Source organism: uncultured Duncaniella sp., assembly GCF_910578445.1.
Taxonomy (GTDB): Bacteria; Bacteroidota; Bacteroidia; order Bacteroidales; family Muribaculaceae; genus Duncaniella.
Window position 1 is genome coordinate 38,722 of the sequence record NZ_CAJTQC010000017.1, and the last position, 24,332, is coordinate 63,053.

At 52.4% G+C, this 24,332-nt stretch carries 18 protein-coding genes and 1 tRNA gene; 13 read left to right on the forward strand and 6 right to left on the reverse strand.

The features are described from left to right. The first annotated feature begins 93 nt into the window (after positions 1-93). Positions 94-918 carry a DUF3822 family protein gene (locus QZ311_RS08140; RefSeq protein ID WP_297066518.1) on the forward strand — a complete coding sequence of 275 codons (825 nt, stop codon included), beginning with the start codon at positions 94-96 and terminating at the stop codon, positions 916-918. Continuing rightward, positions 909-1,466 (forward strand): RsmD family RNA methyltransferase, encoded by a 558-nt coding sequence (locus QZ311_RS08145; RefSeq protein WP_297066520.1) that lies wholly within the window; start codon positions 909-911, stop codon positions 1,464-1,466. Before QZ311_RS08140 ends, QZ311_RS08145 begins: the two co-directional genes overlap by 10 nt. Positions 1,467-1,604: 138 nt before the next feature. On the opposite strand, the gene hutI is transcribed toward QZ311_RS08145, so the two are convergent. The 5 genes from hutI to QZ311_RS08170 form a co-directional block, all read right to left on the reverse strand. Continuing rightward, positions 1,605-2,843, reverse strand: coding sequence for an imidazolonepropionase (hutI, locus tag QZ311_RS08150; protein ID WP_297066523.1), 1,239 nt, complete (start codon positions 2,841-2,843; stop codon positions 1,605-1,607). Positions 2,844-2,852: 9 nt separating this feature from the next. Beyond that, positions 2,853-4,334 carry a histidine ammonia-lyase gene (gene hutH, locus QZ311_RS08155; protein ID WP_297066526.1) on the reverse strand — a complete coding sequence of 494 codons (1,482 nt, stop codon included), beginning with the start codon at positions 4,332-4,334 and terminating at the stop codon, positions 2,853-2,855. Positions 4,335-4,367: 33 nt separating this feature from the next. Further along, the gene (locus QZ311_RS08160) at positions 4,368-6,389 is read right to left on the reverse strand and encodes a urocanate hydratase (protein WP_297066530.1); all 2,022 of its coding nucleotides are present in this window, start codon (positions 6,387-6,389) and stop codon (positions 4,368-4,370) included. Between the two features lie 13 nt (positions 6,390-6,402). Further along, positions 6,403-8,106 (reverse strand): glutamate formimidoyltransferase, encoded by a 1,704-nt coding sequence (ftcD, locus tag QZ311_RS08165; protein WP_297066533.1) that lies wholly within the window; start codon positions 8,104-8,106, stop codon positions 6,403-6,405. A 138-nt stretch (positions 8,107-8,244) separates the two neighbouring features. Then, positions 8,245-8,724: an Lrp/AsnC family transcriptional regulator gene (locus QZ311_RS08170; protein ID WP_297066536.1), complete on the reverse strand. Its 480-nt coding sequence runs from the start codon at positions 8,722-8,724 to the stop codon at positions 8,245-8,247. Between the two features lie 184 nt (positions 8,725-8,908). Between QZ311_RS08170 and QZ311_RS08175 the strand changes: the two genes are divergently transcribed. From QZ311_RS08175 to QZ311_RS08225, 11 genes are all read left to right on the forward strand, one after another. Continuing rightward, positions 8,909-10,198: an O-acetylhomoserine aminocarboxypropyltransferase/cysteine synthase family protein gene (locus tag QZ311_RS08175; protein ID WP_297066539.1), complete on the forward strand. Its 1,290-nt coding sequence runs from the start codon at positions 8,909-8,911 to the stop codon at positions 10,196-10,198. A 259-nt stretch (positions 10,199-10,457) separates the two neighbouring features. After that, positions 10,458-10,910: a GatB/YqeY domain-containing protein gene (locus QZ311_RS08180; RefSeq protein ID WP_297066541.1), complete on the forward strand. Its 453-nt coding sequence runs from the start codon at positions 10,458-10,460 to the stop codon at positions 10,908-10,910. Positions 10,911-10,943: 33 nt separating this feature from the next. Beyond that, positions 10,944-12,215 carry a serine--tRNA ligase gene (gene serS, locus QZ311_RS08185; protein WP_297066544.1) on the forward strand — a complete coding sequence of 424 codons (1,272 nt, stop codon included), beginning with the start codon at positions 10,944-10,946 and terminating at the stop codon, positions 12,213-12,215. Between the two features lie 116 nt (positions 12,216-12,331). Beyond that, on the forward strand, positions 12,332-12,667 hold the full coding sequence (rbfA, locus tag QZ311_RS08190; protein WP_297066547.1) for a 30S ribosome-binding factor RbfA: 336 nt from the start codon (positions 12,332-12,334) through the stop codon (positions 12,665-12,667). A 105-nt stretch (positions 12,668-12,772) separates the two neighbouring features. Next, a complete protein-coding gene (locus QZ311_RS08195) occupies positions 12,773-14,002 on the forward strand; it encodes an FtsX-like permease family protein (RefSeq protein WP_297066549.1) in 1,230 nt (409 codons plus the stop codon). Between the two features lie 101 nt (positions 14,003-14,103). Beyond that, on the forward strand, positions 14,104-15,195 hold the full coding sequence (locus QZ311_RS08200; RefSeq protein ID WP_297066552.1) for a mannose-1-phosphate guanylyltransferase: 1,092 nt from the start codon (positions 14,104-14,106) through the stop codon (positions 15,193-15,195). A gap of 46 nt (positions 15,196-15,241) precedes the next feature. Further along, positions 15,242-17,524, forward strand: coding sequence for a RelA/SpoT family protein (locus tag QZ311_RS08205; protein WP_297066555.1), 2,283 nt, complete (start codon positions 15,242-15,244; stop codon positions 17,522-17,524). A 225-nt stretch (positions 17,525-17,749) separates the two neighbouring features. After that, complete coding sequence (gene carA / locus QZ311_RS08210; protein WP_297066557.1) at positions 17,750-18,820, forward strand: glutamine-hydrolyzing carbamoyl-phosphate synthase small subunit; 1,071 nt, start codon at positions 17,750-17,752, stop codon at positions 18,818-18,820. A 27-nt stretch (positions 18,821-18,847) separates the two neighbouring features. Then, complete coding sequence (gene carB / locus QZ311_RS08215) at positions 18,848-22,072, forward strand: carbamoyl-phosphate synthase (glutamine-hydrolyzing) large subunit (protein WP_297066560.1); 3,225 nt, start codon at positions 18,848-18,850, stop codon at positions 22,070-22,072. A gap of 169 nt (positions 22,073-22,241) precedes the next feature. Next, complete coding sequence (gene eno / locus QZ311_RS08220) at positions 22,242-23,534, forward strand: phosphopyruvate hydratase (RefSeq protein ID WP_123614152.1); 1,293 nt, start codon at positions 22,242-22,244, stop codon at positions 23,532-23,534. Positions 23,535-23,882: 348 nt separating this feature from the next. Continuing rightward, positions 23,883-23,956, forward strand: a tRNA-Ile gene (locus tag QZ311_RS08225). Between the two features lie 241 nt (positions 23,957-24,197). Here QZ311_RS08225 and QZ311_RS08230 read toward each other — a convergent pair. Further along, the coding region (locus tag QZ311_RS08230; RefSeq protein ID WP_297066573.1) for a transposase at positions 24,198-24,332 on the reverse strand (135 nt) is incomplete at its 5' end.

The window sequence follows — 24,332 nt, forward strand, 5'->3', positions numbered from 1 at the left end:
CCTCGCTCGCACCGGCCTGTCGGAAAAACTTCACCGCCTTGTTGCGGAATCTGAGTTTTTTGACTAATTTTGCTTCTCACTAACCACTATCCAATGGCACATGAAGCTTTAAGTGACAAGATTGAATCTCCTGAACTATGGAATCTGCTGCTGCGCATCAGCCGTGATGCACTGCATGTGGTGATATATTCGATTGTCGAGGATAATTCATTGGTTTACCGGCGTTTTAATCTCGACACGGCTTCGTCGTCGTGGATTGGCGCTCTACAGAATGTCATCTATGACAATCCGGCCATATTGAGTGATTTCCGGCGCGTATATTGCGTTGTCGAGACTGAGAAATATCTTCTTGTTCCCTCTGCATGCGAGTCGGTTGCGGACCGCACTTTGCTTTTCGGGGCGGCTTTCCCCGGCAGCGGTCTTGAGATGGCTGTTGATGAGACAGGTGCTCTGAATGCAATCGCCATCACTGCCATCGAACCGGAATTGAGAGGTTTTATAAACCGTACGTTCCAGCGTGTGTCGATAGTGAGCCATATTGCGTCGTTGTGTCGCTATGCCGCGCTCAATGGCAGCCTTGGCAACAAGGTGAGGATGATAGCGAATATGCGCGAGCGGGCGGTGGATGTGATAGTCATCGACGGCCGAAGGCTCATGCTTGCCAATACTTTTGCCTATGACAAGCCTGATGATGCGGCCTACTATCTTCTTGCTGTCCGTCAGCGGCTCGGGCTTGACGCCAACAGTGATGAACTTCTTCTTGCCGGCGATCTGGCTTGCAAGGAGGAGATAATGCCGATGTTGCGCAATTTTGTGGCGCGGGTGATGCCTGTCATATTTCCGCCACAGATGTTTAAGGCAGGCAGGGAAGCCATGCTTGCTCCGTTTGATCTCATAACTTTACCGCTATGCGAATAATCAGAGGAAAATACGGTCGTCGCCGCTTCAGCGTCCCGACCAATATCACGGCGCGTCCGACGACGGATTTCGCCCGGGAAAACATATTTAACGTAATTGAGAATCTTGTCGACCTCGAAGGGCTGAAGTGTCTTGATCTCTTTGCCGGGACGGGCGCTGTCAGTTTTGAATTGTTGTCGCGTGGCGCGGCCTCGGTGACTTCCGTTGAAAAGTCGGCTACACAGGCGCGTTTCATTGAGAAAGTGAAACAGGAGCTTAAGGACCGCAATCTGCATCTGCTGCGCACCGATGCGCTGCGCTACATACGTGACTCTTCGACGAGCTTTGACTTCGTTTTTGCCGATCCTCCATATGACCTTGACGGTTTCGGCGACATTCCGCAGATGGTGCTTGACTCCCGACTGCTCCATCCGGGCAGCATATTCATCATCGAGCATTCAAAAAAATATGATTTCTCAACCCTTCCTCATTTCATTGACCACAGGGCATACGGCTCGGTGAATTTCTCTATTTTTGAAATCCCTGAGGAAGACGAGGCAGCCGACTGAGAAAAGAAGCTATATAAAACGACAAACGACAGAAACATCATATTTTGGAGTCCGAAGAGATAGGTTCTTATCTCCTGATGGACTGAAGATATGATGTTTCTGTCGTTTGTCGTTTTGGCTCAAGCCGGGAACAGCCTCTTAAAACGTCACTTCTTTACCTTTAAGGTAGGTCTTTGTTATGACCGGAGTGGCATAGGCGTAGGGATAGAAGTCGACCGACGGCATAGGGCGCGTGATATAGAAATTGGCAACTTTACCGGGGGCGATTGAACCGTAATCCCGGCTTTCGTTCATGGAATATGCACCGTTGATGGTCGTGGCGTTGAGAGCTTCGGCGGGTGTCAGTTTCATTTTGATGCAACCGATCGACATGACCATGCGCATGTTGCCCGACGGCGACGAACCGGGATTGTAGTCGGAGGCAAGCGCGACAATAGCTCCGCTTTCGATGGCTTTACGAGCCGGGCCGTAAGGCATCCCGAGGAAAAAGGATGCACCCGGGAGCATTGTGGCTACAGTCTGATGCTCGCTCAGGATTGCAATTTCTTCTTCGCCGATACGTTCGAGGTGGTCGACCGACAGGGCGTTGTGTTTCACCCCGACCTGCACTCCTCCCGAAACGGCCAGCTCGTTGGCATGGATTTTCGGGCGAAGGCCATATTGTGTCCCGGTGGTGAGAATGCGGTCTGTCTCCTCAACGGTGAAGAAGCCTGCGTCGCAGAACACATCGACAAACTCCGCAAGCCCTTCAGCTGCCACAGCCGGAATCATTTCATTGCAGACGACGTCGACATATTCCCCTTGCCGGCCGGCGAAGGCACGCCCGACGGCATGAGCGCCGAGAAAGGTCGCCTTGACCTTCATCGGCGTGCTCTCGGCTATGCGGGCTATTACGCGGAGCATTTTCAGTTCGTCGGCGGTCGTGAGTCCGTAGCCGCTTTTGATTTCCACGCAGCCTGTTCCCATTGCCATGATTTCGCGCACACGGGTCATCGCCTGAGTGTAGAGCTCATTTTCAGATGTTTCATGGAGCAGGTCGGCTGAATTGAGGATTCCTCCGCCGCGTTTGGCGATTTCCTCATAGCTGAGGCCGTTGATTTTGTCGATGAATTCGCGTTCGCGGCTTCCGGCATAGACGATATGGGTGTGCGAATCGCAATACGAGGGGAAGACATAGCCTCCTTCGGCATCCGCGACTTCTTCGTCGGCATCCGCAGCCGGACATTCGTCCATTGTGCCGAACGCCGAGAAGCGACCGTCACGGATGCGGAGCCATGCGTTTTCGACTGTGCCTATGCGGCTCATCTCTCGGCCGCGAAGGAAAGGAGTGTCCCCGCCGTCGACACCGACGAGGACACCGATATTACGTAACAGCATATCTTTTCATTATGGGTTTGTGCGCAGGAATCCGACTGATGCGGCGATATAGGGCGACATCACGGTGTCGTTGTCGATGAACGGCACAAGTTTGCGATAGTCCTCGTGCCACTTTTCGAGTTCAGGCGAAGTCTTCAGCGGACGGCGGAGGTCAAGGGCCTGAGCGGCGTTGAAAAGTTCGATTGCGAGGATACGTTCGGTGTTGTCGACGACTCGACAGAGCTTCGTCGCCGAGTTTCCGCCCATCGAGACGTGGTCTTCCTGTCCCTGCGACGAGGGAATGGAGTCGCAGCTCGTCGGCCAGCAGAGTCCTTTGGACTGATTGACGATAGATGCGGCCGCGTATTGCGGAATCATGAAACCGCTGTTGAGTCCGGGATTCGCTACGAGGAACGGCGGCAGTCCGCGCGCTCCTGAGATCAGTCGGTAGATGCGACGTTCGGAGATGCTTCCGAGTTCGGCAAGGGCAAGCGCGAGATAGTCCATCGGCAGAGCGATAGGTTCTCCGTGGAAATTGCCGGCCGACACGATGATGTCTTCATCGGGGAAGATTGTCGGATTGTCGGTCGGAGAGTTGATTTCAGTCTCGATGACATTGCCCACATATTCCAATGCGTCTTTCACAGCACCATGTACCTGAGGCATGCAGCGGAAAGAGTAGGGGTCTTGGACATGTTTCTTATGCTGGCTGATTAGTTGGCTTCCTTCGAGATGGGCGCGAACGGCTCTGGCCGTGGCAAGCTGACCCGGATGTGGACGCACGGCATTGACCGAGTCGCCGAACGGGTCGATACGTCCGTCGAACACGTCGAGCGAAAGCGCTCCGATTTTGTCGGCGAGCTCGCTGAGGCGGCGGGCGTTGAGGATGGCATAGACGGCGTGTGACGACATGAACTGTGTTCCGTTCAATAGAGCGAGTCCTTCTTTAGATACGAGTTTCACAGGTTCCCAGCCCTTTTCTTCCAGCACTTCGGCTGCCGGACGGATTTCACCTTTATATAATACTTCTCCGAGACCGAGGAGAGGCAGGCACATGTTGGCGAGTGGCGCGAGGTCGCCTGATGCTCCGAGTGAACCGAGCTGATAGATGACAGGGAGGATGTCGTCATTGAAAAAGTCGACAAGCCTTTGGACGGTCGACAGCTGTACGCCTGAATTGCCGAATGAAAGCGACATGATTTTGGTGAGCAGCATGATTTTTACAATCACGGGGTCGACTTTGTCGCCACAGCCGCACGCATGTGATTTCACGAGGTTTTCCTGAAGGGTCGAAAGGTCCTGCGTGTCGATTGAGATGTTGCACAGCGATCCGAATCCGGTGGTGATGCCGTAGATCGGATGGTCGCATTCGCTGATTTTATCGTCGAGATATTGACGGCAGCGTGTGATGCGTTCCACTGATTCCTCGCTGAGCGCGAGTTTCATGTTTTTGGTGATGATTTCCCCGACGCGTTCGATTGTGAGGCGTTCGGGACTGATATGATGTATCATTGTCCGGATTAGTCTAAGGTTATTGTTTTTGTTTCAGCTTAATGAGTCGAACGCTCCGTCGATTACGGAGTCATCGGCTATGTTGGGTAGGGTGACGCGAAGCAGCGGAGTCCGTTGCATTTCGCGTTTGATTGCTGAAATCGCCCCATCGTTGCGGGCCCATGACCGGCGTGCTATGCCGTTGTTCACATCCCATAGGAGCATTTCGTCAATGTGGCGTGCCGAGTCGTCGCTTCCGTCAATGACCATGCCGAAACCGCCGTTGATGACTTCGCCCCAGCCGACACCTCCGCCGTTGTGGATTGAAACCCATGTAGCGCCGCGGAACGAGTCGCCGATGACGTTGTGCACGGCCATGTCGGCGGTGTATTGCGAACCGTCGTAGATGTTGGATGTCTCGCGGTATGGGGAGTCCGTTCCCGATACGTCGTGGTGGTCGCGTCCGAGCACTATGGGTGCTGATATTTCACCGCGGGCTATTGCATCGTTGAAGGCGCGTGCGATTTTGGTGCGTCCCTCACAGTCGGCATACAGGATTCGAGCCTGCGACCCGACCACGAGTCTGTTGCGTCCGGCCTCGCGTATCCAGTGGATGTTGTCGCGCAGCTGACCTTTGATTTCATCAGGAGCTTCCTTGAGTATCTCCTCGAGCACTTCAGCTGCTATGGCATCGCTTTTTGCAAGGTCGTCGGGATTTCCCGAAGTGCAGACCCAGCGGAACGGCCCGAATCCGTAGTCAAAGAAACTCGGCCCCATGATGTCCTGCACGTAGGAGGGATAGCGGAACGTGCCGTCCTCCTTCATTATGTCAGCTCCTGCGCGTGATGATTCAAGCAGGAATGCGTTACCGTAGTCGAAGAAGTACATGCCGTTGGCTGTTATGCGGTTGATTGCGTTGACCTGACGGCGCAACGATTCTTGAACGTGGCGCTTGAATTCTTCGGGATTTTCTGCCATCATGGTCTTGGCCTCTTCAAAGCTCAGACCGGCCGGATAATATCCTCCCGCCCAAGGATTGTGGAGTGAGGTCTGGTCAGAACCGAGGTCTACTTTCACGCCGTCGTCCGCAAGGCGTTCCCAAAGGTCGACCACATTGCCCTGATAGGCGAATGAAACAGCTTCGCGGTTTTTGCGCGCTTCGGCCACACGGACCATGAGGTCGTCGAGCGAGGTATAGACCTCGTCGACCCAACCCTGACTGTGGCGCGTCTCGACGGCCTTGGGATTGACTTCTGCGGTGATGCTGACGACACCCGCGATGTTTCCGGCCTTCGGCTGTGCGCCTGACATTCCGCCAAGACCGGCGGACACAAACAGCATGCCGCCGAGGTCATGCCGGCCTTCGGCAAGACGCTTGCGCCCGGCGTTGAGGACGGTGATGGTTGTGCCGTGGACAATTCCCTGCGGTCCGATATACATATATGAACCGGCTGTCATCTGACCGTACTGCGACACTCCGAGTGCATTGAAGCGCTCCCAGTCATCGGGTTTTGAATAGTTGGGGATGACCATACCGTTTGTGACTATTACACGCGGCGCGTCGGGGTGTGACGGGAATAGGCCTAACGGATGACCCGAGTACATGACAAGGGTCTGTGAGTCGGTCATCTCCGACAGATATTTCATTGCGAGAAGATATTGTGCCCAGTTCTGGAACACAGCGCCGTTTCCGCCATATGTGATCAGCTCGTGGGGATGCTGTGCCACCCGCGGGTCGAGATTGTTCTGAATCATCATCATGATAGCGGCAGCCTGACGTGAGCGGGCCGGATATGCGTCAATCGGTCGGGCATACATCTCGTAGTCGGGACGGAAACGATACATGTAGATGCGGCCATATGTCTCAAGTTCGGATGCGAATTCACCGGCAAGTTCACGGTGGAGATGTTGCGGGAAATAGCGCAGGGCGTTTTTAAGAGCCAGTTTTTTCTCAGCCGGAGTCAGTATGTCCTTGCGTTTCGGGGCATGATTGACAGTCGTGTCATAAGCTTTAGGCGCAGGAAGGGTGTCAGGGATGCCTGCACCGACAGTCATGCGGAATTCTTCGTTTGTCATGGTTGAGGTCGGCTTATCGGTTGAGTATTTCATTGACAATTTCCAGCACCCTTGCCTCTGCGGCAATCGCTTCGGCTGCTATTTCGGCTGCGCGTGCGGTCAGGCGCTCTGCTTCGTCACGGTTTTTGAGTGAGGCGGCATTGATGCGCACATTGAGCTGTGCGCCAAGCACGGCCGAACGCGCGGCGAGTGCACCGACACCGGCATCGCTTACCGAGGCCGGATTTCCCGTGCGGGCCATTGATTCGAGCAGTGGGAAGACAGCGGCCGCTGTCTCCATTGTCGAGAGCGGTATGCGTGTGGCATAGAGAGTGGCGTCTTCAATGGCTGCTGCGCGGGCTGCCTTCTCCTCTTCGCTTGATTTCGGCATTTTGAATGCGTCCATGATGCGGTTGAACGCCTCGGTGTCTTCGTCGACAAGGTGGAGGAGCTGTTGCAGGAGTTCATGTCCCTTGTCGGCCTGATCGGAAAATTCTTTCCAGCGGTCGTCCCATCCGGCTTTGTGTGCCGACAGATTTGCCACCATAGTGCCGAGTGCGGCTGCAAGAGCGCCCATGTAGGCCGAAATCGATCCGCCACCCGGGGCAGGGGATTCCGAGGCGGTTTCCTCGGCGAATTCCGTGCATGTCATGTCGGTGAGTTTCTTTCCTGTATTTTTCTGCGCAATCATGAATTCGACCACCTTCTCTTCAGGACGGAAGGGAGTAAGCTCGTCGAGTCCCATTGACTTGACAGCCATGCGGATAATCTCGTCTTCTGAAATGCCTGTGGAGCGTTGCTGCTTGTGGAGGAAATATCGTCCGGCTTCGATGAGTGTGCGTTTTGGCACGAGGCCGACAATCTCTGTGCCGGTGACACGCAGTCCGCGCGCATTGGCCGCACGGCATACTTCGTCGAACGCAACATGGAGTGGAGTGACTGAAATGTCGGTGATGTTCATCGACACCTGTGCGATGCCATATTCGTCGATGAACCAGCCGATGGCCTTCGTGGCCTTGAGTGTGCCGGGCTGCATGATGGTGTTGCCATCGGCATCTTTCAGCGGTTTTCCTGTAATCTTTCCGCCTTCGCGCATCGGACGGCCTTTTTCGCGGACATCGAATGCAATTGCGTTTGCGCGGCGTGTCGAGGTTGTGTTGAGGTTGAAATTGACTGCGATGAGGAAGTCGCGCGCTCCGACGGCGGTCGCTCCGGTGCGGGCTGCCTTCTCGTCAAACGGACGGTCACCGAAATCCGGGCCTTTTCCTGCATGGTTCATTTTTTCCGGAAGGGCTTCATATTCACCCTCGCGGCATACTGCGAGATTTCGGCGTTCGGGTGTGAAGGCCGCTGATTCGTAGCAATAGGTCGGGACTTCAAGTTCGTCGGCTATGCGTTTTGCAAGCTTACGTGCGAGTTCTGCACACTCTTCAAGCGTGATGCCCGAGATGGGAATGAGGGGACACACATCGGTCGCGCCCATGCGCGGATGTGCGCCGTGATGATTGCGCATGTCAATCAGTTCTGCCGCGCGTCTGACACCTCTGAATGCGGCTTCGACCACTGCTTCCGGCTCACCGACGAAAGTCACGACCGTGCGGTTTGTCGCTTCGCCCGGGTCTACGTCGAGCAGGTTTATCCCCTTGACGCTTTCGATTGCGTCGGTGATGGATTTTATTACATTTTTATCGCGTCCCTCGCTGAAATTAGGGACACATTCAATAATTTGTGTTTTCATGGAATATGAAATAATGAGTAATGGTATTGATTTTATTAAGTCGGTATGCAAATATAAATAATAGAAGTTGAAGTGGCAAATTTCAGCGGTGGCATTTTTGCTTGATTACTGTTTGGATTCGGACTGTTTGGATTCGGATTATTGTTCCGGCAAAGGAAGGTGATGAGTGTTTTTGACTTCACCGAGGACAAAGGAGCTGTTGAGTGAGCCGATGCAGTCAAGGTCGCCGAGGATTCGGAGAATAAATTTCTGATAAGATTTCATGTCGCGTGTATAGATTTTGAGCAGGAAGTCATAATCGCCTGAGATATTATAGCATTCGGCGATTTCAGGGATATTTTGGACGGCATCCATTATTCGCATGGCATTTTCACTGGTATGCTGTTTGAGTTTAAGGTAACAGAATGCCATGAAGCCACATTCAAGTTTTTCGGCATTGAGAACAGCCATGTATTTTGTGATGTATCCGTCACGTTCAAGACGTTTTACGCGTTCGAAAGTTGGGGTGGGTGAGAGGTGGATGACGGATGCGAGTTCTTTGACCGTAAGGCGTGAATTGTCTTGCAGGGCGCTCAGAATGCGTAGGTCAGTGGAGTCAAGAGTATAGGTTGATTTCATGATGGATGGATTCGATGAGAATAATATTCTGCTTAAAATGGATAAAAAGTCTGTATTTTAGAATATATAGACTGTGTAATTTGCAAATATAGTGTAATTTTCCAAGATTTTTGAATTTGTTGGATGAATATTTTATACATTGTAATTTTGTCATCAGAAATAACAACAAATAACTATTGGATTTATGGCAAACAACAAACTCCATTTCGAGACACTCCAGCTACATGTAGGACAAGAGCATCCTGATCCGGCAACAGACGCAAGGGCTGTCCCCATATATCAGACCACATCCTATGTGTTCAGGAACTCGCAGCATGCGTCGGACCGTTTCGGTCTGCGCGATCCCGGAAATATCTACGGTCGTCTGACCAATTCTACCCAAGGGGTGCTTGAGGAGCGGGTCGCAGCGCTCGAAGGCGGAGTAGCCGGGCTTGCTGTGGCAAGCGGCGCGGCCGCTATCAGCTATGCACTTGAAAACATCGTGCAGGCAGGCGACCACATTCTTGCCGCCGACAATCTCTATGGTGGCAGCTATAACCTGATTGCCCATACGTTCGCTCCGCGTGGCGTTGAGAGTGATTTTGTCGATGTCCGCGACCTCGGACTTGTGGAACGCTCGATAAAACCCAACACCAAAGTGCTTTTTGTGGAGACCTTCGGTAATCCCAACTGTGATGTCACCGACATTGACGCGCTTGCCGAAATAGCCCACCGCCACAACATTCCGCTCATAGTGGACAATACTTTCGGCACTCCTTATCTCATACGCCCTCTTGAACACGGCGCGGACATCGTGGTCCATTCGGCGACCAAATTTCTCGGTGGTCACGGCACGAGTCTCGGCGGTGTGATAGTCGACGGCGGAAGCTTTGACTGGAAAGCCTGTCCGGATAAATTCCCGACTCTTGCAAAGCCCGATCCGAGCTATCACGGTGCGATTTTTGCAGATGTCGCAGGCAAGGCTGCATTTGTGACACGCATACGTGCCGTCCTTCTCCGCGATACGGGTGCGGCCATCTCTCCATTCAATGCTTTCATACTTCTTCAGGGTGTCGAGACACTGTCACTGCGTGTAGAGCGGCATGTTGAAAACGCCATTAAAGTGGTGGATTTCCTTGCCTCTCATCCAAAGGTTGCGAAAGTCAACCATCCGTCATTGCCTGAACACCCTGACCATGAGCTATACAACAAGCTTTTCCCCGCCGGAGGGGGAAGCATATTCACATTCGAAATCAAGGGAGGCCAAGAAGAAGCATGGCGCTTCATTGATTCATTGAAAATCTTTTCGCTGCTTGCAAATGTGGCCGATGTAAAAAGCCTCGTCATTCATCCCTACACGACCACACATTCACAGCTCTCTCCCGAAGAACTTAAACGTCAGCACATATCACCCTCGACTGTGCGCCTGAGCATAGGTACGGAACATATCGACGACATCATCGCCGATATTTCCGAAGCTCTCGAAAAGGTGTGATATCAGGATTCAGACGCGGACGGTATCTGTGAAGACACCGTCCGCGCAACCTTTGCATTTCAGCAGGCCGCGAGGCCTGTTTTTTCTTTTTTATGCGCTTACGTTGATTGAAATATTCAAAAATCTTGTAACTTTGCAGATAGATAGAGAGGCTCTTCTGAATTTCAGATTCGGAAGTGCGCTTTTGTGTATTTTGTGCTTAGGCCAAACAAATTAATCTCCTCACGTTTTATACATAAAATTATTTTGAGAAAAAGATATGGATTTATTTGAAAAGATTTCAGCCGATATAAAGACTGCGATGCTTGCTCGCGAGAAAGTGCGTCTCGAGACTCTCCGCGGCATAAAGAAGGAATTTCTTGAAGCGAAAACCGCAAAAGGTGGCGACGGCTCGCTCTCTGACGAGGCTGCTACCAAGATTCTTGCCAAGATGGCGAAACAGCGTCGTGAGACATCGCAGATCTACGAAGAGCAGAATCGTCCGGAACTCCGCGACAACGAGCTTGCCGAGGCTGCCGTGATTGAAGAATATCTCCCGAAGCAGCTCAGTGACGAGGAACTGACAGCCGAACTCAAGAAAATCATAGCAGAGACTGGCGCGACCTCACCCAAGGAAATGGGCAAGGTGATGGGCGTGGCTTCAAAGACGCTCGCCGGACGTGCTGACGGCAAGGTCATATCGGCCAAGGTCAGAGAACTCCTCAACAATTGATTTCAAAGATAATTACAACAACAAAATATTCAAATGCTTACCCTTCAGCAAATCAAAGAGGATCCCGAACGCATCATAGCGCGCCTCGCCGTCAAAGGTTTTGACGGAAAGCAGGGAGTCAACGATGTAATCGACTTCGACGACGAACGCCGCAGCCTCCAGTATCAGAACGACACTCTTGCCGCCGAACTCAAGAAGCAGGCTGATGCCATCGGCCGTCTGATGAAGGAAGGCCGCCGTGACGAGGCCGAGGAAGCTAAAAAGAAAGTGGCTGAAATCAAGGCTCAGCAAAAAGAGATAGCCGACCGCCTTACCACCACTGAAAACGCTATCCGCGACATCCTTCTCGGCATGCCCAATATCCCTTGTGACGCAGTGCCCGAAGGCAAGAGCGCAGAGGACAATGTGGTTGAAAAGACCGGCGGCCCGATGCCTGATCTTCCTGCCGACGCTCTCCCTCACTGGGAACTCGCAAAGAAATACAATCTTATCAACTTTGACCTTGGTGTCAAAATCACAGGCCCGGGTTTCCCCGTCTACATCGGCAAGGGTGCACGTCTGCAGCGCGCTCTCATCCAGTTTTTCCTCGATGAAGCCGGAAAGGCCGGTTATATTGAAATCCAGCCCCCCTACGTTGTCAATGAGGCATCGGGCTACGGTACAGGCCAGCTTCCCGACAAGGAAGGCCAGATGTATTTCATCAATGAAGACAAGCTCTATCTGATTCCGACAGCCGAAGTCCCCGTGACCAACATCTATCGCGATGTGATTCTTTCCGCTGACCAGCTGCCGATAAAGAACTGTGCCTACTCTGCATGTTTCCGTCGCGAGGCAGGCTCTTATGGCAAGGATGTCCGCGGACTCAACCGTCTCCATCAGTTCGACAAAGTGGAAATCGTGCGCATCGAGAAACCCGAGAACTCCTATGCGGCTCTTGAAGAGATGAAGGACCACGTACAGGGCCTTCTCGAAAAACTTGGTCTCCCTTGGCACATACTCCGTCTCTGCGGAGGTGACATGAGCTTCACTTCAGCCATCACATTCGACTTCGAGGTCAACTCTGCCGCACAGGGCCGCTGGCTCGAGGTTTCATCGGTTTCAAACTTCGAGACCTATCAGGCCAACCGTCTGAAATGCCGTTACCGTGCCGAGGACAAAAAGACTCGTCTCTGTCACACTCTCAACGGTTCGGCTCTTGCTCTTCCGCGCATCATGGCCGCTCTTCTGGAAAACAATCAGACCGCTCAGGGCATCGTGATTCCCGAGTGTCTGCGCCGCTACACAGGCTTCGACATCATCGACTGATTGTCTTCTTTTCAGTAGCCACGGCCATTAACGGCGGCAACTATTACAGTCGTCGGCGCGTTGTATAAGAGTGACCCGCTCCGGGTCGCTTACCACTCAAAAATACAAATGTAATTATGGAATCAACACGTCAAGCTAAAATATCGCGTCTGCTGCAGAAGGAGCTCAGTGAGATTTTCCGTCAGCAGACAGCCAAGACCCACGGCACGCTTGTGTCAGTGAGCATAGTCAGGGTTTCTCCCGATCTCAGCATCGCTAAGGTGTATCTTTCGATATTCCCCTCTGAAAGATCGCAGGAACTTCTCGAAAGCATCAAGAACAATGCCAAGACAATCAGGTATGAACTCGCTCAGAAGGTGCGCTTCCAGTTGAGGAAATGTCCTGAACTGAGCTTCTATCTTGATGATTCGCTCGACTATATCGACAATATCGACAAGCTTCTCACCAAATAGTTGCCTCGGAAATACGATAAATACGCTTTATAATGCGGTGGCGTCGGTTTTTCAACGTCACCGCTTTTCTTACATGCCAGTCAATCATCTTTCCCAATCACCACAATGCCTGCACTAAGGATTGCAATCCGCTATCTGTTGGCCAGAAAAAGCCACACGGCAGTCAATATCATCTCCTATATCTCCATGGCTGGAATCGCCGTGGCCGCGTTGGCCATGGTGTGTGTGCTTTCCGTGTTCAACGGTTTTTCTCAGTTGGCCTCCGACCGTCTTTCGCTTGTCAACCCTGACATAAAGGTGACGCCGGTCAATACGCGTGTCATTTCCAACGCCGATTCGCTTGCCGGTGAAATCGCAAAGATTCCCGGAGTGCGTGTGGCGTTGCCGACTCTCCGCGGCGAGGCTCTTGCCATCTACAACGGAGCTCAGCTCCCGGTCAATATATGTGGCATCCCCGACGATTTCGCCGAGGTGTCGGCTCTTGAATCACTGCTCATCGACGGAGAACCGCTCTCCGGTCTCTATGGATTCGGAGGGGCTTTGGTCGGAGTCGGCGCAGCCGTGCAGCTCGACGCCCGTCCGTCGCCCGAACGTGGGCTGCTGCTGACAGTGCCACGCAGACTCGGGCGCATAAACCCGGCGTTGCCGATGGCCGCTTTTTCGACCGATACGCTTGTCGTCACGGGTGTCTACCGCAGTAACCAACCGGAATTTGACAATGCGATGATTTATCTGTCGCTCGACGATGCGCGCAATCTGCTCGACTACACGACCGAGGGCACAGCTGTCGAGATAAGTGTCAACGACATAGGGGAGATGGCCAAGGTCATCAGACGGATTGAAGATAAGCTTGGGGCGGACTATCTCGTAGCCGACAGGCTGCGACAGGAATCACACTCATTCCGCATGATTTCAATCGAGAAATGGATTACATTCCTGATGCTCGTTTTTGTGCTTGTGATGGCCTCGTTCAACATTCTCTCATCTCTTTCGATGCTGATTATCGAGAAGGAGGAAAGTCTGAAGATACTTAGCTCGCTCGGGGCAACGGACAGCATGTTGAAGCGCATATTCATGAATCAGGGTGTGCTCGTGGCCGTGACCGGCGGTGGCATCGGGATTGCGATAGGCGTGATACTGTGTCTGATTCAGGAACATTTCGGTGTCATAACACTCGGGGGTGACCACTCCCAGATGTCGATTGTCACATATCCCTGTGTCCCGGAGTTTACAGACGTGCTCATAACAGCCGGCGTGGTGATTGCAATCGGTCTGCTGTCAGGCTGGATAGCCTCGCGGGGAGTGAGAGCGCACGCCGATTTCGACCGTCAATAGAAAATCGCTCATCGGTTTTGGCTATTGACAATAAAATTCGTAACTTAGCCGATGTAATCTGTATTATCAATAATCTAATCTATTAACAACTTCAATCAATCATGTCAACCCCTTCAATCCATAGATATTGCGTAATCATGTGTGGCGGAGTCGGAAGCCGCTTCTGGCCATATTCACGTGAGGACTGTCCGAAACAGTTCATTGACTTCCTCGGCACAGGGCGTTCGCTTCTTCAGATGTCGTATGACCGCATCCTTCCGCTTGTCCCGAAAGAAAACATAATCGTGGTGACAAATGAGAAGTATGCCGGTCTTATCCGTGAGCAGCTCCCCGACATCCTTCCCTCGAACATCCTTCTTGAGCCCGCCCGCCGCAACACAGCTCCGTGCATCGCATGGGCCGCCTACCATATCGCCGCGCTCGATCCGGAAGCATCAATGATTGTGACTCCGAGCGACCATCTCATCACCCGCGAGAATATTTTTGAGGATTGTGTGCGCAGAGGATTTGAATTTGTCGAAAGCCACGACGCTCTTCTGACTCTCGGCATCACCCCTGTCCGTCCCGAAACAGGCTACGGCTACATCCAGATAGGTCAGGAAGCCGAACCGGGAATCCTGAAGGTGAAGACCTTCACCGAGAAGCCCAATCTGGAGCTCGCTAAGGTCTTTCTTGACTCGGGTGAATTTTTCTGGAATTCCGGCATATTCCTATGGAAAGCATCGTCGATCATCAGCGCGCTTCACAAGTATGACCCGGATCTCACATGTCTCTTTGACCGTGGCGTGAGTGATTTCGGCACTCCGCGCGAGATGGAGTTTATCAACGCCAATTTCACTTCGTGCCCGCCAAACTCTATCGACTATGCCGTCATGGAGAAGGCCGACAATGTATATGTCGAATGCGTCAATTTCGGCTGGAACGACCTCGGCACATGGAGCGCACTCTACGACAACTCGCCGTGTAACGAGGCCAAGAACGTCGCGCAGAACTGCAATGTGCTGGCCTATGAGAGCACAGGCAACATGTTTGCCGTCCAGTCGCCCGACAAACTTGTGGTCGTGCAGGGTCTTAAGGACTATATCATAGCCGATGCGGGCGATGTGTTGCTGATATGCCCCAAGGCTGAAGAGCAGCGCATCAAGCAGATGGTTACGGATGCGAAACTGTCGTTTGGCGACAAGTATCTTTAAGCGCCTCCCGGTTCAATCAGTATCACAACCTTAAGCGACCACGACGATGCAGGAATATAACCTTACTCCCGAGCAAGAAGATGCTCATGTCGAACAGCAGTTCCGTGACCTGCTGGACGGCTATCTGGCCAGTAACCACCGCAAGAAGGTGGAAATAATCGAGCGTGCCTTCCGTTTTGCCAAGGAAGCGCACAAGGGTGTGAGACGCCGTTCGGGCGAGCCCTATATCATCCATCCGATAGCGGTGGCCAAAATCGCGTCGCAGGAGATTGGCCTCGGGTCGACCTCGATATGCGCGGCGCTGCTCCACGATGTTGTGGAGGATACGGAATATACTGTCGAGGATATCGAGCAGCATTTCGGACGTAAGATCGCGCGTATCGTCGAGGGACTGACCAAGATTTCAGGCGGTATTTTCGGCGACAAGGCCTCGGTGCAGGCCGAGAATTTCCGCAAGCTTCTCCTGACGATGAGCGAGGATATACGTGTCGTGCTCATAAAGATGGCCGACCGTCTGCACAACATGCGCACCCTCGGCTCGATGGCGCCCAACAAGCAGTATAAAATCGCGGGCGAGACACTATATATATATGCGCCGCTTGCCCATCGTCTCGGACTGTTTGAAATCAAGACCGAACTTGAGGACCTGAGTTTCAAATATGAGCATCCCGGGGAATACCAGCGTATAACCAAGCTTATTTCACAGAGCGAGGCCGGCCGCGAGATGGTCTATAACGACTTTGCCTCACCCATACTCAAGCGTCTTGACAGCATGGGGCTTAAATATGAGGCCAAGGCGCGTCTGAAGTCGGTCTATTCCATCTGGCGCAAGATGGATACGAAGCATATCCCTTTCGAGGAGGTCTATGACCTCTATGCAATGCGTATCATATTCGATACGCCCGATGGTATTTCGGAAAAGGAGATGTGTTTCAAAATCTATTCGGCTCTGACCGACCTCTACCGTCCGCATCCCGACCGCACCCGTGACTGGATTACAAATCCGAAGGCCAACGGCTATCAGGCGCTTCATGTGACGCTGATGGGACCAGACGGTAACTGGATAGAGGTCCAGATACGTAGCCGGCGCATGGACGAGATTGCCGAAAAGGGTTTTGCCGCCCATTGGAAGTATAAAATCGGTGAGCACGAGGAGGAAAGCGAGCTTAACGTATGGCTCAAGACCATCAAGGATATTCTTGACGATCCGACACCCAATGCGATTGATTTCCTCGACACCCTCAAGCTCAATCTTTTCGCGACTGAGATTGTGGTGTTTACGCCAAAGGGTGAGCTGCTGACACTTCCGGCGGGGGCTACAGTGCTCGACGTCGCTTTCACGCTTCACTCCCAGCTCGGCATCAGGTGTATCGCCGGAAAGGTCAATCATAAACTCGTCTCGCTTTCCCATCGGCTTAATTCTGGCGATCAGGTGGAGGTGCTGACATCTCATTCCCAGTTGCCCAAGCCTGAATGGATGGCGTTTCTTGCCACCGCCAAGGCCAAGACCCGTCTGCGCAAGGAGCTTAGAAAAGTGCAGCAGCCGGTCATCGAGGAAGGAAAAAAGATTTTTGACCACTTCATAGCGCAAAACGACATTATTGTCAACAACAGCGTGATGACGAAGATTCTCGGCATCTATCACGTATCGACCCGCGAGGAGCTCTTCTACAAGCTCGGAAGCGGAGAGGTGTCGATTGACGACTATCTTAATGTCAACACCTCGCGTGGTGCGCGTTCGCTTGTGTCGCGCCTGTTCCGTCTCGGATTTGGCGGTGACAACAAGAAGACGAAGGTCAAGAAGCTGCTGTCAGCACCCGACCCGGAGACGGCTGCCAAGCCCGTGCGTCAGAAAATCAACACGAAGGAAACCTACGTGTTGCGTTTCAACGAACAGGAAAGCAATTTTGCGTTTGCCGAGTGTTGCCGTCCGATTCCGGGCGACGAGGTGATGGGCTTCATCACCGACGAGGGGACAGTAGAGGTGCATTCGTTGACATGTCCGCGCGCACAGGTGCTGAAAGCAAGTTTCGGTTCGCGTATCGTAGCGACCAAATGGGATGAAATCAGCGGAAGTTTCCTTGCCAATATCCGTATAGAGGGAATTGACCGCCACGGTATTCTTCAGGAACTGACACGCATGATTTCGACGGCTCTCAACATTGACATACGCCGTCTCAACATCGAGGCAGACAAAGAAGTGTTTACCTGCGACCTCGGAGTCCTCGTGTCTAACACCGATGCTGTCGTAGAGCTTTGCAAAAGTGTCCTTAAAATCGAAGGAGTCCGCAAGGCCGACCGCGTGAGGGTCTACGAGCAGGAACAGTAAATTTAAGAAATCATGTTTCTATAACCCATGTGGCGCATCGGCTGAAAACCGATGCGCCACATGGGTTATTCTCTCGCAGGATGATGCTGAGGTGTCAAATAAAATAAAATGAGATTGTAAAGTTTCGATTTTTATCCGGTGAGACATGTAATGTGGTGAAAAAGTCGTAACTTTGCACACGGGTAATAGTGCACCCCTTTCAAACTTCATAATCCAATCCATCGCATGCGACAGTTTAAGCGCGCCGTCCTGCTCCTCGAAGACGGCTCCACTTTTGAAGGAAAATCCTTTGGCTATGAAGCCTCAACTGCCGGCGAAGTGGTGTTTAACACCGCTATGACCGGCTATCCGGAAAGTTTGACGGACCCTTCATACGAAGGGCAGATTCTAGTCACCACCTATCCGATTCTCGGCAACTACGGCGTTCCTCCGCGTCGCGAGAAAGACGACGTCAGTGAATATTACGAAAGTGACAAGATCCATTGTCAGGCCATCGTTGCTCAGGATTATTCCTATGATCATTCCCACTGGCAGGCTGACCGCTCTCTGGCCCAGTGGCTACAGGAGGAAAAAATCCCCGGAATCTACGGCATCGACACACGTCAGCTCACCAAGCATCTCCGCGAACATGGTTCGATGCTCGGCAAAATAGTGATTGACGGCTGTGGAGATGTCGATTTTTATGACCCGAACGCTGAAAATCTCGTCGGGAAAGTAAGTTGCAAAGAGGTCGAGGTTCACGGTGACGGAGATAAGACCGTGGTTCTGGTCGACTGCGGAGTCAAGCACAACATCATCCGCTGTCTCACCCGCAGAGGTGTCAAGGTGGTTAGAGTTCCGTGGGACTATGATTTCACCACTATCCCCTACGACGGATTGTTTATCTCGAACGGTCCGGGCAACCCCGATATGGCCGAGGCGACTGTGGTCAACATCCGCAAGGCCATGGAAATCGGCAAGCCTATCTGCGGCATCTGCATGGGCAACCAGCTTCTTGCCAAGGCTGCCGGTGCAAAGACTTATAAACTGAAATACGGCCACAGAAGCCACAACCAGCCTGTGCGCCGTGTTGGAACTGATAACTGCTTCATCACTTCGCAGAATCATGGATTCGCAGTCGACAACGCGACTCTGCCGGCGGAGTGGGAACCGCTTTTCATCAATATGAACGACGGCACTAACGAGGGCATCCGCCATAAGTCGAAGCCCTATTTCTCTGCCCAGTTCCATCCCGAGGCAAGCTCCGGCCCGAAGGACACGGAGTTTCTTTTCGATGAATTTATCAATATGCTTTAACGTCATCCCCTCAGATATTCTTTCATCATGCGTAACGAGAACATCAAGAAAGTATTGCTGCTTGGTAGCGGCGCGTTGAAAATCGGTGAGGCCGGCGAGTTTGACTATTCAGGCTCACAGGCGCTCAAGGCCATGAAGGAGGAGGGGATCACCACCGTCCTCATCAATCCCAATATCGCGACCGTCCAGACATCCGACGGTTTCGCCGACAAGATTTATTTCCTTCCGGTGACACCCTATTTCGTTGAACGTGTCATCCGCAAGGAGAAGCCCGACGGAATCCTGCTTGCATTCGGTGGCCAGACCGCACTCAACTGCGGTGTGGAACTCCATCGTTCAGGTATCCTTGAGAAATATGGCGTGGAGGTTCTCGGAACTCCCGTTCAGGCCATCATGGACACAGAAGACCGCGAGCTTTTCGTAAAGAAGCTCGACGAGATTGATGTGAAGACCATCAAGAGCGAGGCTGTCAACTCGATAGCCGATGCAAAGAATGCGGCAGCAGCTCTCGGCTACCCTGTCATTGTCCGTGCGGCTTATGCGCTCGGCGGTCTGGGCAGCGGTTTCTGCGACAATGAGGAAGAGCTTGTGGCTCTTGTCGAGAAGGCTCTGGCTTTCTCTCCTCAGGTGCTTGTCGAGAAGTCGCTCAAGGGCTGGAAGGAAGTCGAGTATGAAGTGGTGCGTGACCGTTTCGACAACTGTATCACCGTCTGCAACATGGAAAACTTCGACCCGCTGGGCATACACACCGGTGAGTCAATCGTTGTTGCCCCGTCGCAGACCCTCTCAAACGAAGATTACCACTGGCTGCGCAAGCTTGCCATCAAGATTATCCGCCATATAGGCATTGTGGGTGAGTGTAACGTTCAGTATGCGTTCGACCCCACTTCGATGGACTACCGTGTCATTGAGGTCAATGCCCGTCTGAGCCGTTCGTCGGCGCTCGCATCGAAGGCTACAGGCTACCCGCTTGCGTTTGTTGCAGCGAAGCTCGGTCTCGGCTACGGTCTCTTTGACCTCAAGAATTCAGTGACCAAGGAGACTTCGGCTTTCTTTGAGCCGGCGCTCGACTATATAGTATGTAAGATTCCCCGCTGGGACCTCGGTAAATTCCACGGTGTGCGCCGCGAAATCGGTTCGTCGATGAAATCGGTCGGCGAGGTGATGGCTATCGGCCGTACATTCGAGGAAGTAATCCAGAAGGGTCTGCGAATGATCGGTCAGGGCATGCACGGTTTCGTCGGTAATAACCAGCGCGACCTTCCCGAGCTTGAACACGCTCTGAAAGAGCCGACCGACAAGCGTATTTTCGCTATCGCACAGGCCCTGTTCAAAGGCTACACCGTCGACCGCATCCACGACCTGACCAAAATCGACAAATGGTTCCTCTATAAGCTTCAGAACATTATCGCCACAGCCAAGGAACTCAGCGGCTATGACGAAATCGAGGCAATTCCTGAGGCATTGATGCGTCAGGCCAAGGAGCAAGGCTTCAGCGACTTCCAGATTGCACGTGAGGTGTATCAGGACAAGCTGACAGATCCGGAGAAATCACTGCTCGAAGTCCGTGCGTTCCGTAAACAGCTCGGAATCCTCCCGGTTGTCAAGCAGATCGACACTCTTGCCGCCGAATATCCCGCACAGACCAACTATCTCTATCTGACTTACAACGGTCGCGAAAACGATGTCAACTATCTCCATGACCACCGTTCGATTGTCGTGCTCGGTTCAGGCGCTTACCGCATCGGTTCGTCGGTAGAGTTCGACTGGTGTTCGGTCAACGCGCTTCTTACCGTCAAGAAAGAGGGATGGCGCTCGGTCATGATCAATTACAATCCCGAGACCGTTTCGACAGACTATGATATCTGCGACCGTCTCTATTTCGACGAGCTCACTTTCGAGCGCGTCATGGATATTCTTGATCTTGAGCAGCCTCACGGAACTATCCTTTCGGTAGGCGGCCAGATTCCCAATAACCTCGCAACCCGTCTCGACGCGCAGAATATCAATATTCTCGGAACTACGGCCAAGAGCATTGACAACGCCGAGGACCGCAATAAATTCTCGGCCATGCTTGACCGCCTCGGCATCGACCAGCCACGCTGGCGCGAGCTTACAAGCCTTGAAGACATCAACGACTTCATCGACGAGGTCGGCTTCCCGGTGCTTGTACGTCCGAGCTACGTGCTCTCAGGCGCGGCGATGAACGTGTGTCACAACCAAGAGCAGCTGACCCGCTTCCTGCAGCTTGCAGCTAACGTCTCGAAGCAGCATCCGGTGGTTGTGTCGCAGTTCATTTCAGGCGCTAAGGAAATCGAGATGGATGCCGTGGCGCAGAACGGCGATATCGTTGCCTATGCGATTTCGGAACATATCGAATATGCCGGTGTCCACTCAGGCGACGCGACCATCCAGTTCCCGCCCCAGAAACTCTACGTGGAGACCATGCGCCGCATACGCAAGATTTCACGTCAGATTGCCAAGGCTCTCGAAATCTCCGGTCCGTTCAACATCCAGTTCCTCGCCAAGAACAACGACATCAAGGTTATCGAATGTAACCTTCGTGCGTCGCGCAGTTTCCCCTTCGTGTCGAAGGTGCTGAAGATTAATTTCATCGACCTTGCCACACGCGTCATGCTCGGTCTGCCTGTCGAGAAACCGGCGAAAAATGCTTTCGATCTCGACTATGTCGGCATCAAGGCTTCGCAGTTCAGCTTCTCGCGTCTGCAGGGTGCTGACCCCGTGCTCGGAGTCGATATGGCATCGACAGGTGAAGTGGGCTGTATAGGCGTAGACTCGTCCGAGGCTCTCATCAAGGCTATGATTTCTGTCGGCAACCGCGTTCCCTCGAAGGCTGTGCTCATGTCGACAGGTACTGCCAAACAGAAGGCCGACCTTCTTGACGCGGCTCACGAGCTTGCCAACCGCGGCTACACAATCTATGCCACCGGCGGCACTCACGCCTATCTCAACGACAACGGCATCCCTGCCATCCGTGTCTACTGGCCGTCGCAGCCCGACATGCAGCCTCAGGCCATCGAGCTTCTCCATGACCACAAGGTTGACATGGTGGTCAATATTCCCAAGAACTTCTCGACCACAGAGCTGACAAACGGCTATAAGATCCGTCGTGCGGCTATCGACCTCAACATACCGCTGATGACAAACGCACGTCTCGCATCGGCCTATATTGACGCGTTCACCACACATCCGCTCGATGAAATCGAGATTAAGAGCTGGGATGAATATTAATGAGTATTTTTCTAAGCTTTTACAAAATACAATAAAAATTAAACAAACACTTGTTGCAAAGCCTCGGGAGAATTCGTAAATTTGCCTTCGCATTTACGAAAATCATCAGTTCGCCCAAGAGGCTCTCCAATAAAGGTAAAAAAAACTCAATTATAATTAACCATAGACTATGAAAATTGAAAAAATTATCGGTCGTGAAGTCCTTGACTCACGTGGCAATCCTACCGTTGAAGTAGACGTAATTCTCGAATCAGGCGCATTCGGTCGCGCATCTGTTCCCTCCGGCGCATCTACAGGCGTGAACGAGGCTCTCGAACTTCGCGACGGTGACAAGTCTCGCTACATGGGCAAGGGTGTCCAGAAGGCTGTCGCTAACGTAAACGGTCCTATTGCTGACGCTCTCAAGGGCATGAGCGCTCTCGATCAGATCAAGATCGACGAAACAATGCTCGCTCTCGACGGAACTGAAACCAAGTCAAACCTCGGCGCTAACGCCATCCTCGGTGTTTCACTCGCCGTTGCCAAGGCTGCTGCCAACTATCTCGATCTTCCCCTCTACAAATATATCGGTGGCTGCAACAGCTACGTGCTCCCCGTTCCTATGATGAACATCATCAACGGTGGCGCTCATTCTGACGCTCCCATCTGCTTCCAGGAATTCATGATCCGTCCTATCGGCGCATGCTGCTTCAAGGAAGGTATCCGCATGGGCACTGAAGTGTTCCACAACCTCAAGAAGGTGCTCCATGACCGCGGTCTCTCTACTGCAGTAGGTGACGAAGGTGGTTTCGCTCCCGCACTCGACGGAACTGAAGACGCCCTCAATGTAATCATCAAGGCTATCGAGGCTGCCGGCTATGTTCCCGGTAAGGATGTGACTATCGGTCTCGACTGCGCTTCTTCTGAATTCTACAAGGACGGCCGTTACGACTACACTTGGAAGCAGGGTGCTGACGCTCCCAAATATACTTCAGAGGAACAGGCTAAGTATCTTCAGGAACTCGTTAACGCTTACCCCATCGATTCAATCGAGGACGGTATGGCAGAAGGCGACTGGGAAGGCTGGAAGATTCTTACCGACCTCATCGGTGACCGTTGCCAGCTCGTCGGCGACGACCTCTTCGTGACCAACGTGAAGTATCTCGAAAAGGGTATCGAAATGGGTTGCGCTAACTCAATCCTCGTTAAGGTTAACCAGATCGGTTCACTCACTGAAACTCTCCGTGCCGTAGAACTCGCTCAGCGCAACGGTTACACCGCAGTTATCTCTCACCGTTCAGGTGAAACTGAGGATGCTACTATCGCTGACATCGCAGTTGCTACCAACGCCGGACAGATCAAGACCGGTTCTGCAAGCCGTTCTGACCGTATGGCCAAGTACAACCAGCTTCTCCGCATTCAGGAAGAACTCGGCGACGCTGCTCAGTATGGCTATGGCAAGAAGACCAAGCGTGCTGAATAATCGAGCCTGAAACTTCGATAAAAAATCAATGCCGACCCTTAGCGGGGTCGGCATTTTTTTGTCGGGATATATCGGGATATAGATATCGGGATATGGTTAGTGGAATATGATTTTGGCGGAGAGGGATGTCGGTGGGATGGAGATTGACATTTTCAGACTCTGCACTTCCCCTGAGTAGATTGCCGTTGGACTTATTGTTGAAATCTTTCTTTGATTATTTTCAGGATAAAAATTTTCAAAAAAATGCCCAACATATTGTTGGAAATAAAAAAAATGCCTAACTTTGCAACGCTAAAAGTTCGGAGGCCTGTGCCTCATGATTTATCTGATAGCTACGCAATTGCGTAAGGTCCTATAGCTCAGTTGGTTAGAGCACCTGACTCATAATCAGGGAGTCCTAGGTTCAAGCCCTAGTGGGACCACCTCTTGAAAATCAAGCAGTTACGAAATAAATCGTAGCTGCTTTTTCTTTTACCTTGAACACAAATCTGAACACAACTCCGCGCCAACCCCTTTCGAGCCGCTTTGGCATACACCATGTTCATGCCCTTGTGTTCAAATTCTGTGTTCAAACTATGGCTGAGGAATTGCAAATCGACGAGTTTCGGGTCAAGCCGAAATGCCGGTGCATTTGTTAAAATTCGAGAGTTGGAACGTTAAAGCTCATGCATAGAGCTTGACGAGTCGGAATATGAAGAAGTCACGGTCTCTTACGCCGCGCATCTGCGAGCGGAAGATTTTCACTTTGGAGTTGAAGGCTTCGGCCGAGGCATTAGTTGCGCGACGTCGGAAATAATT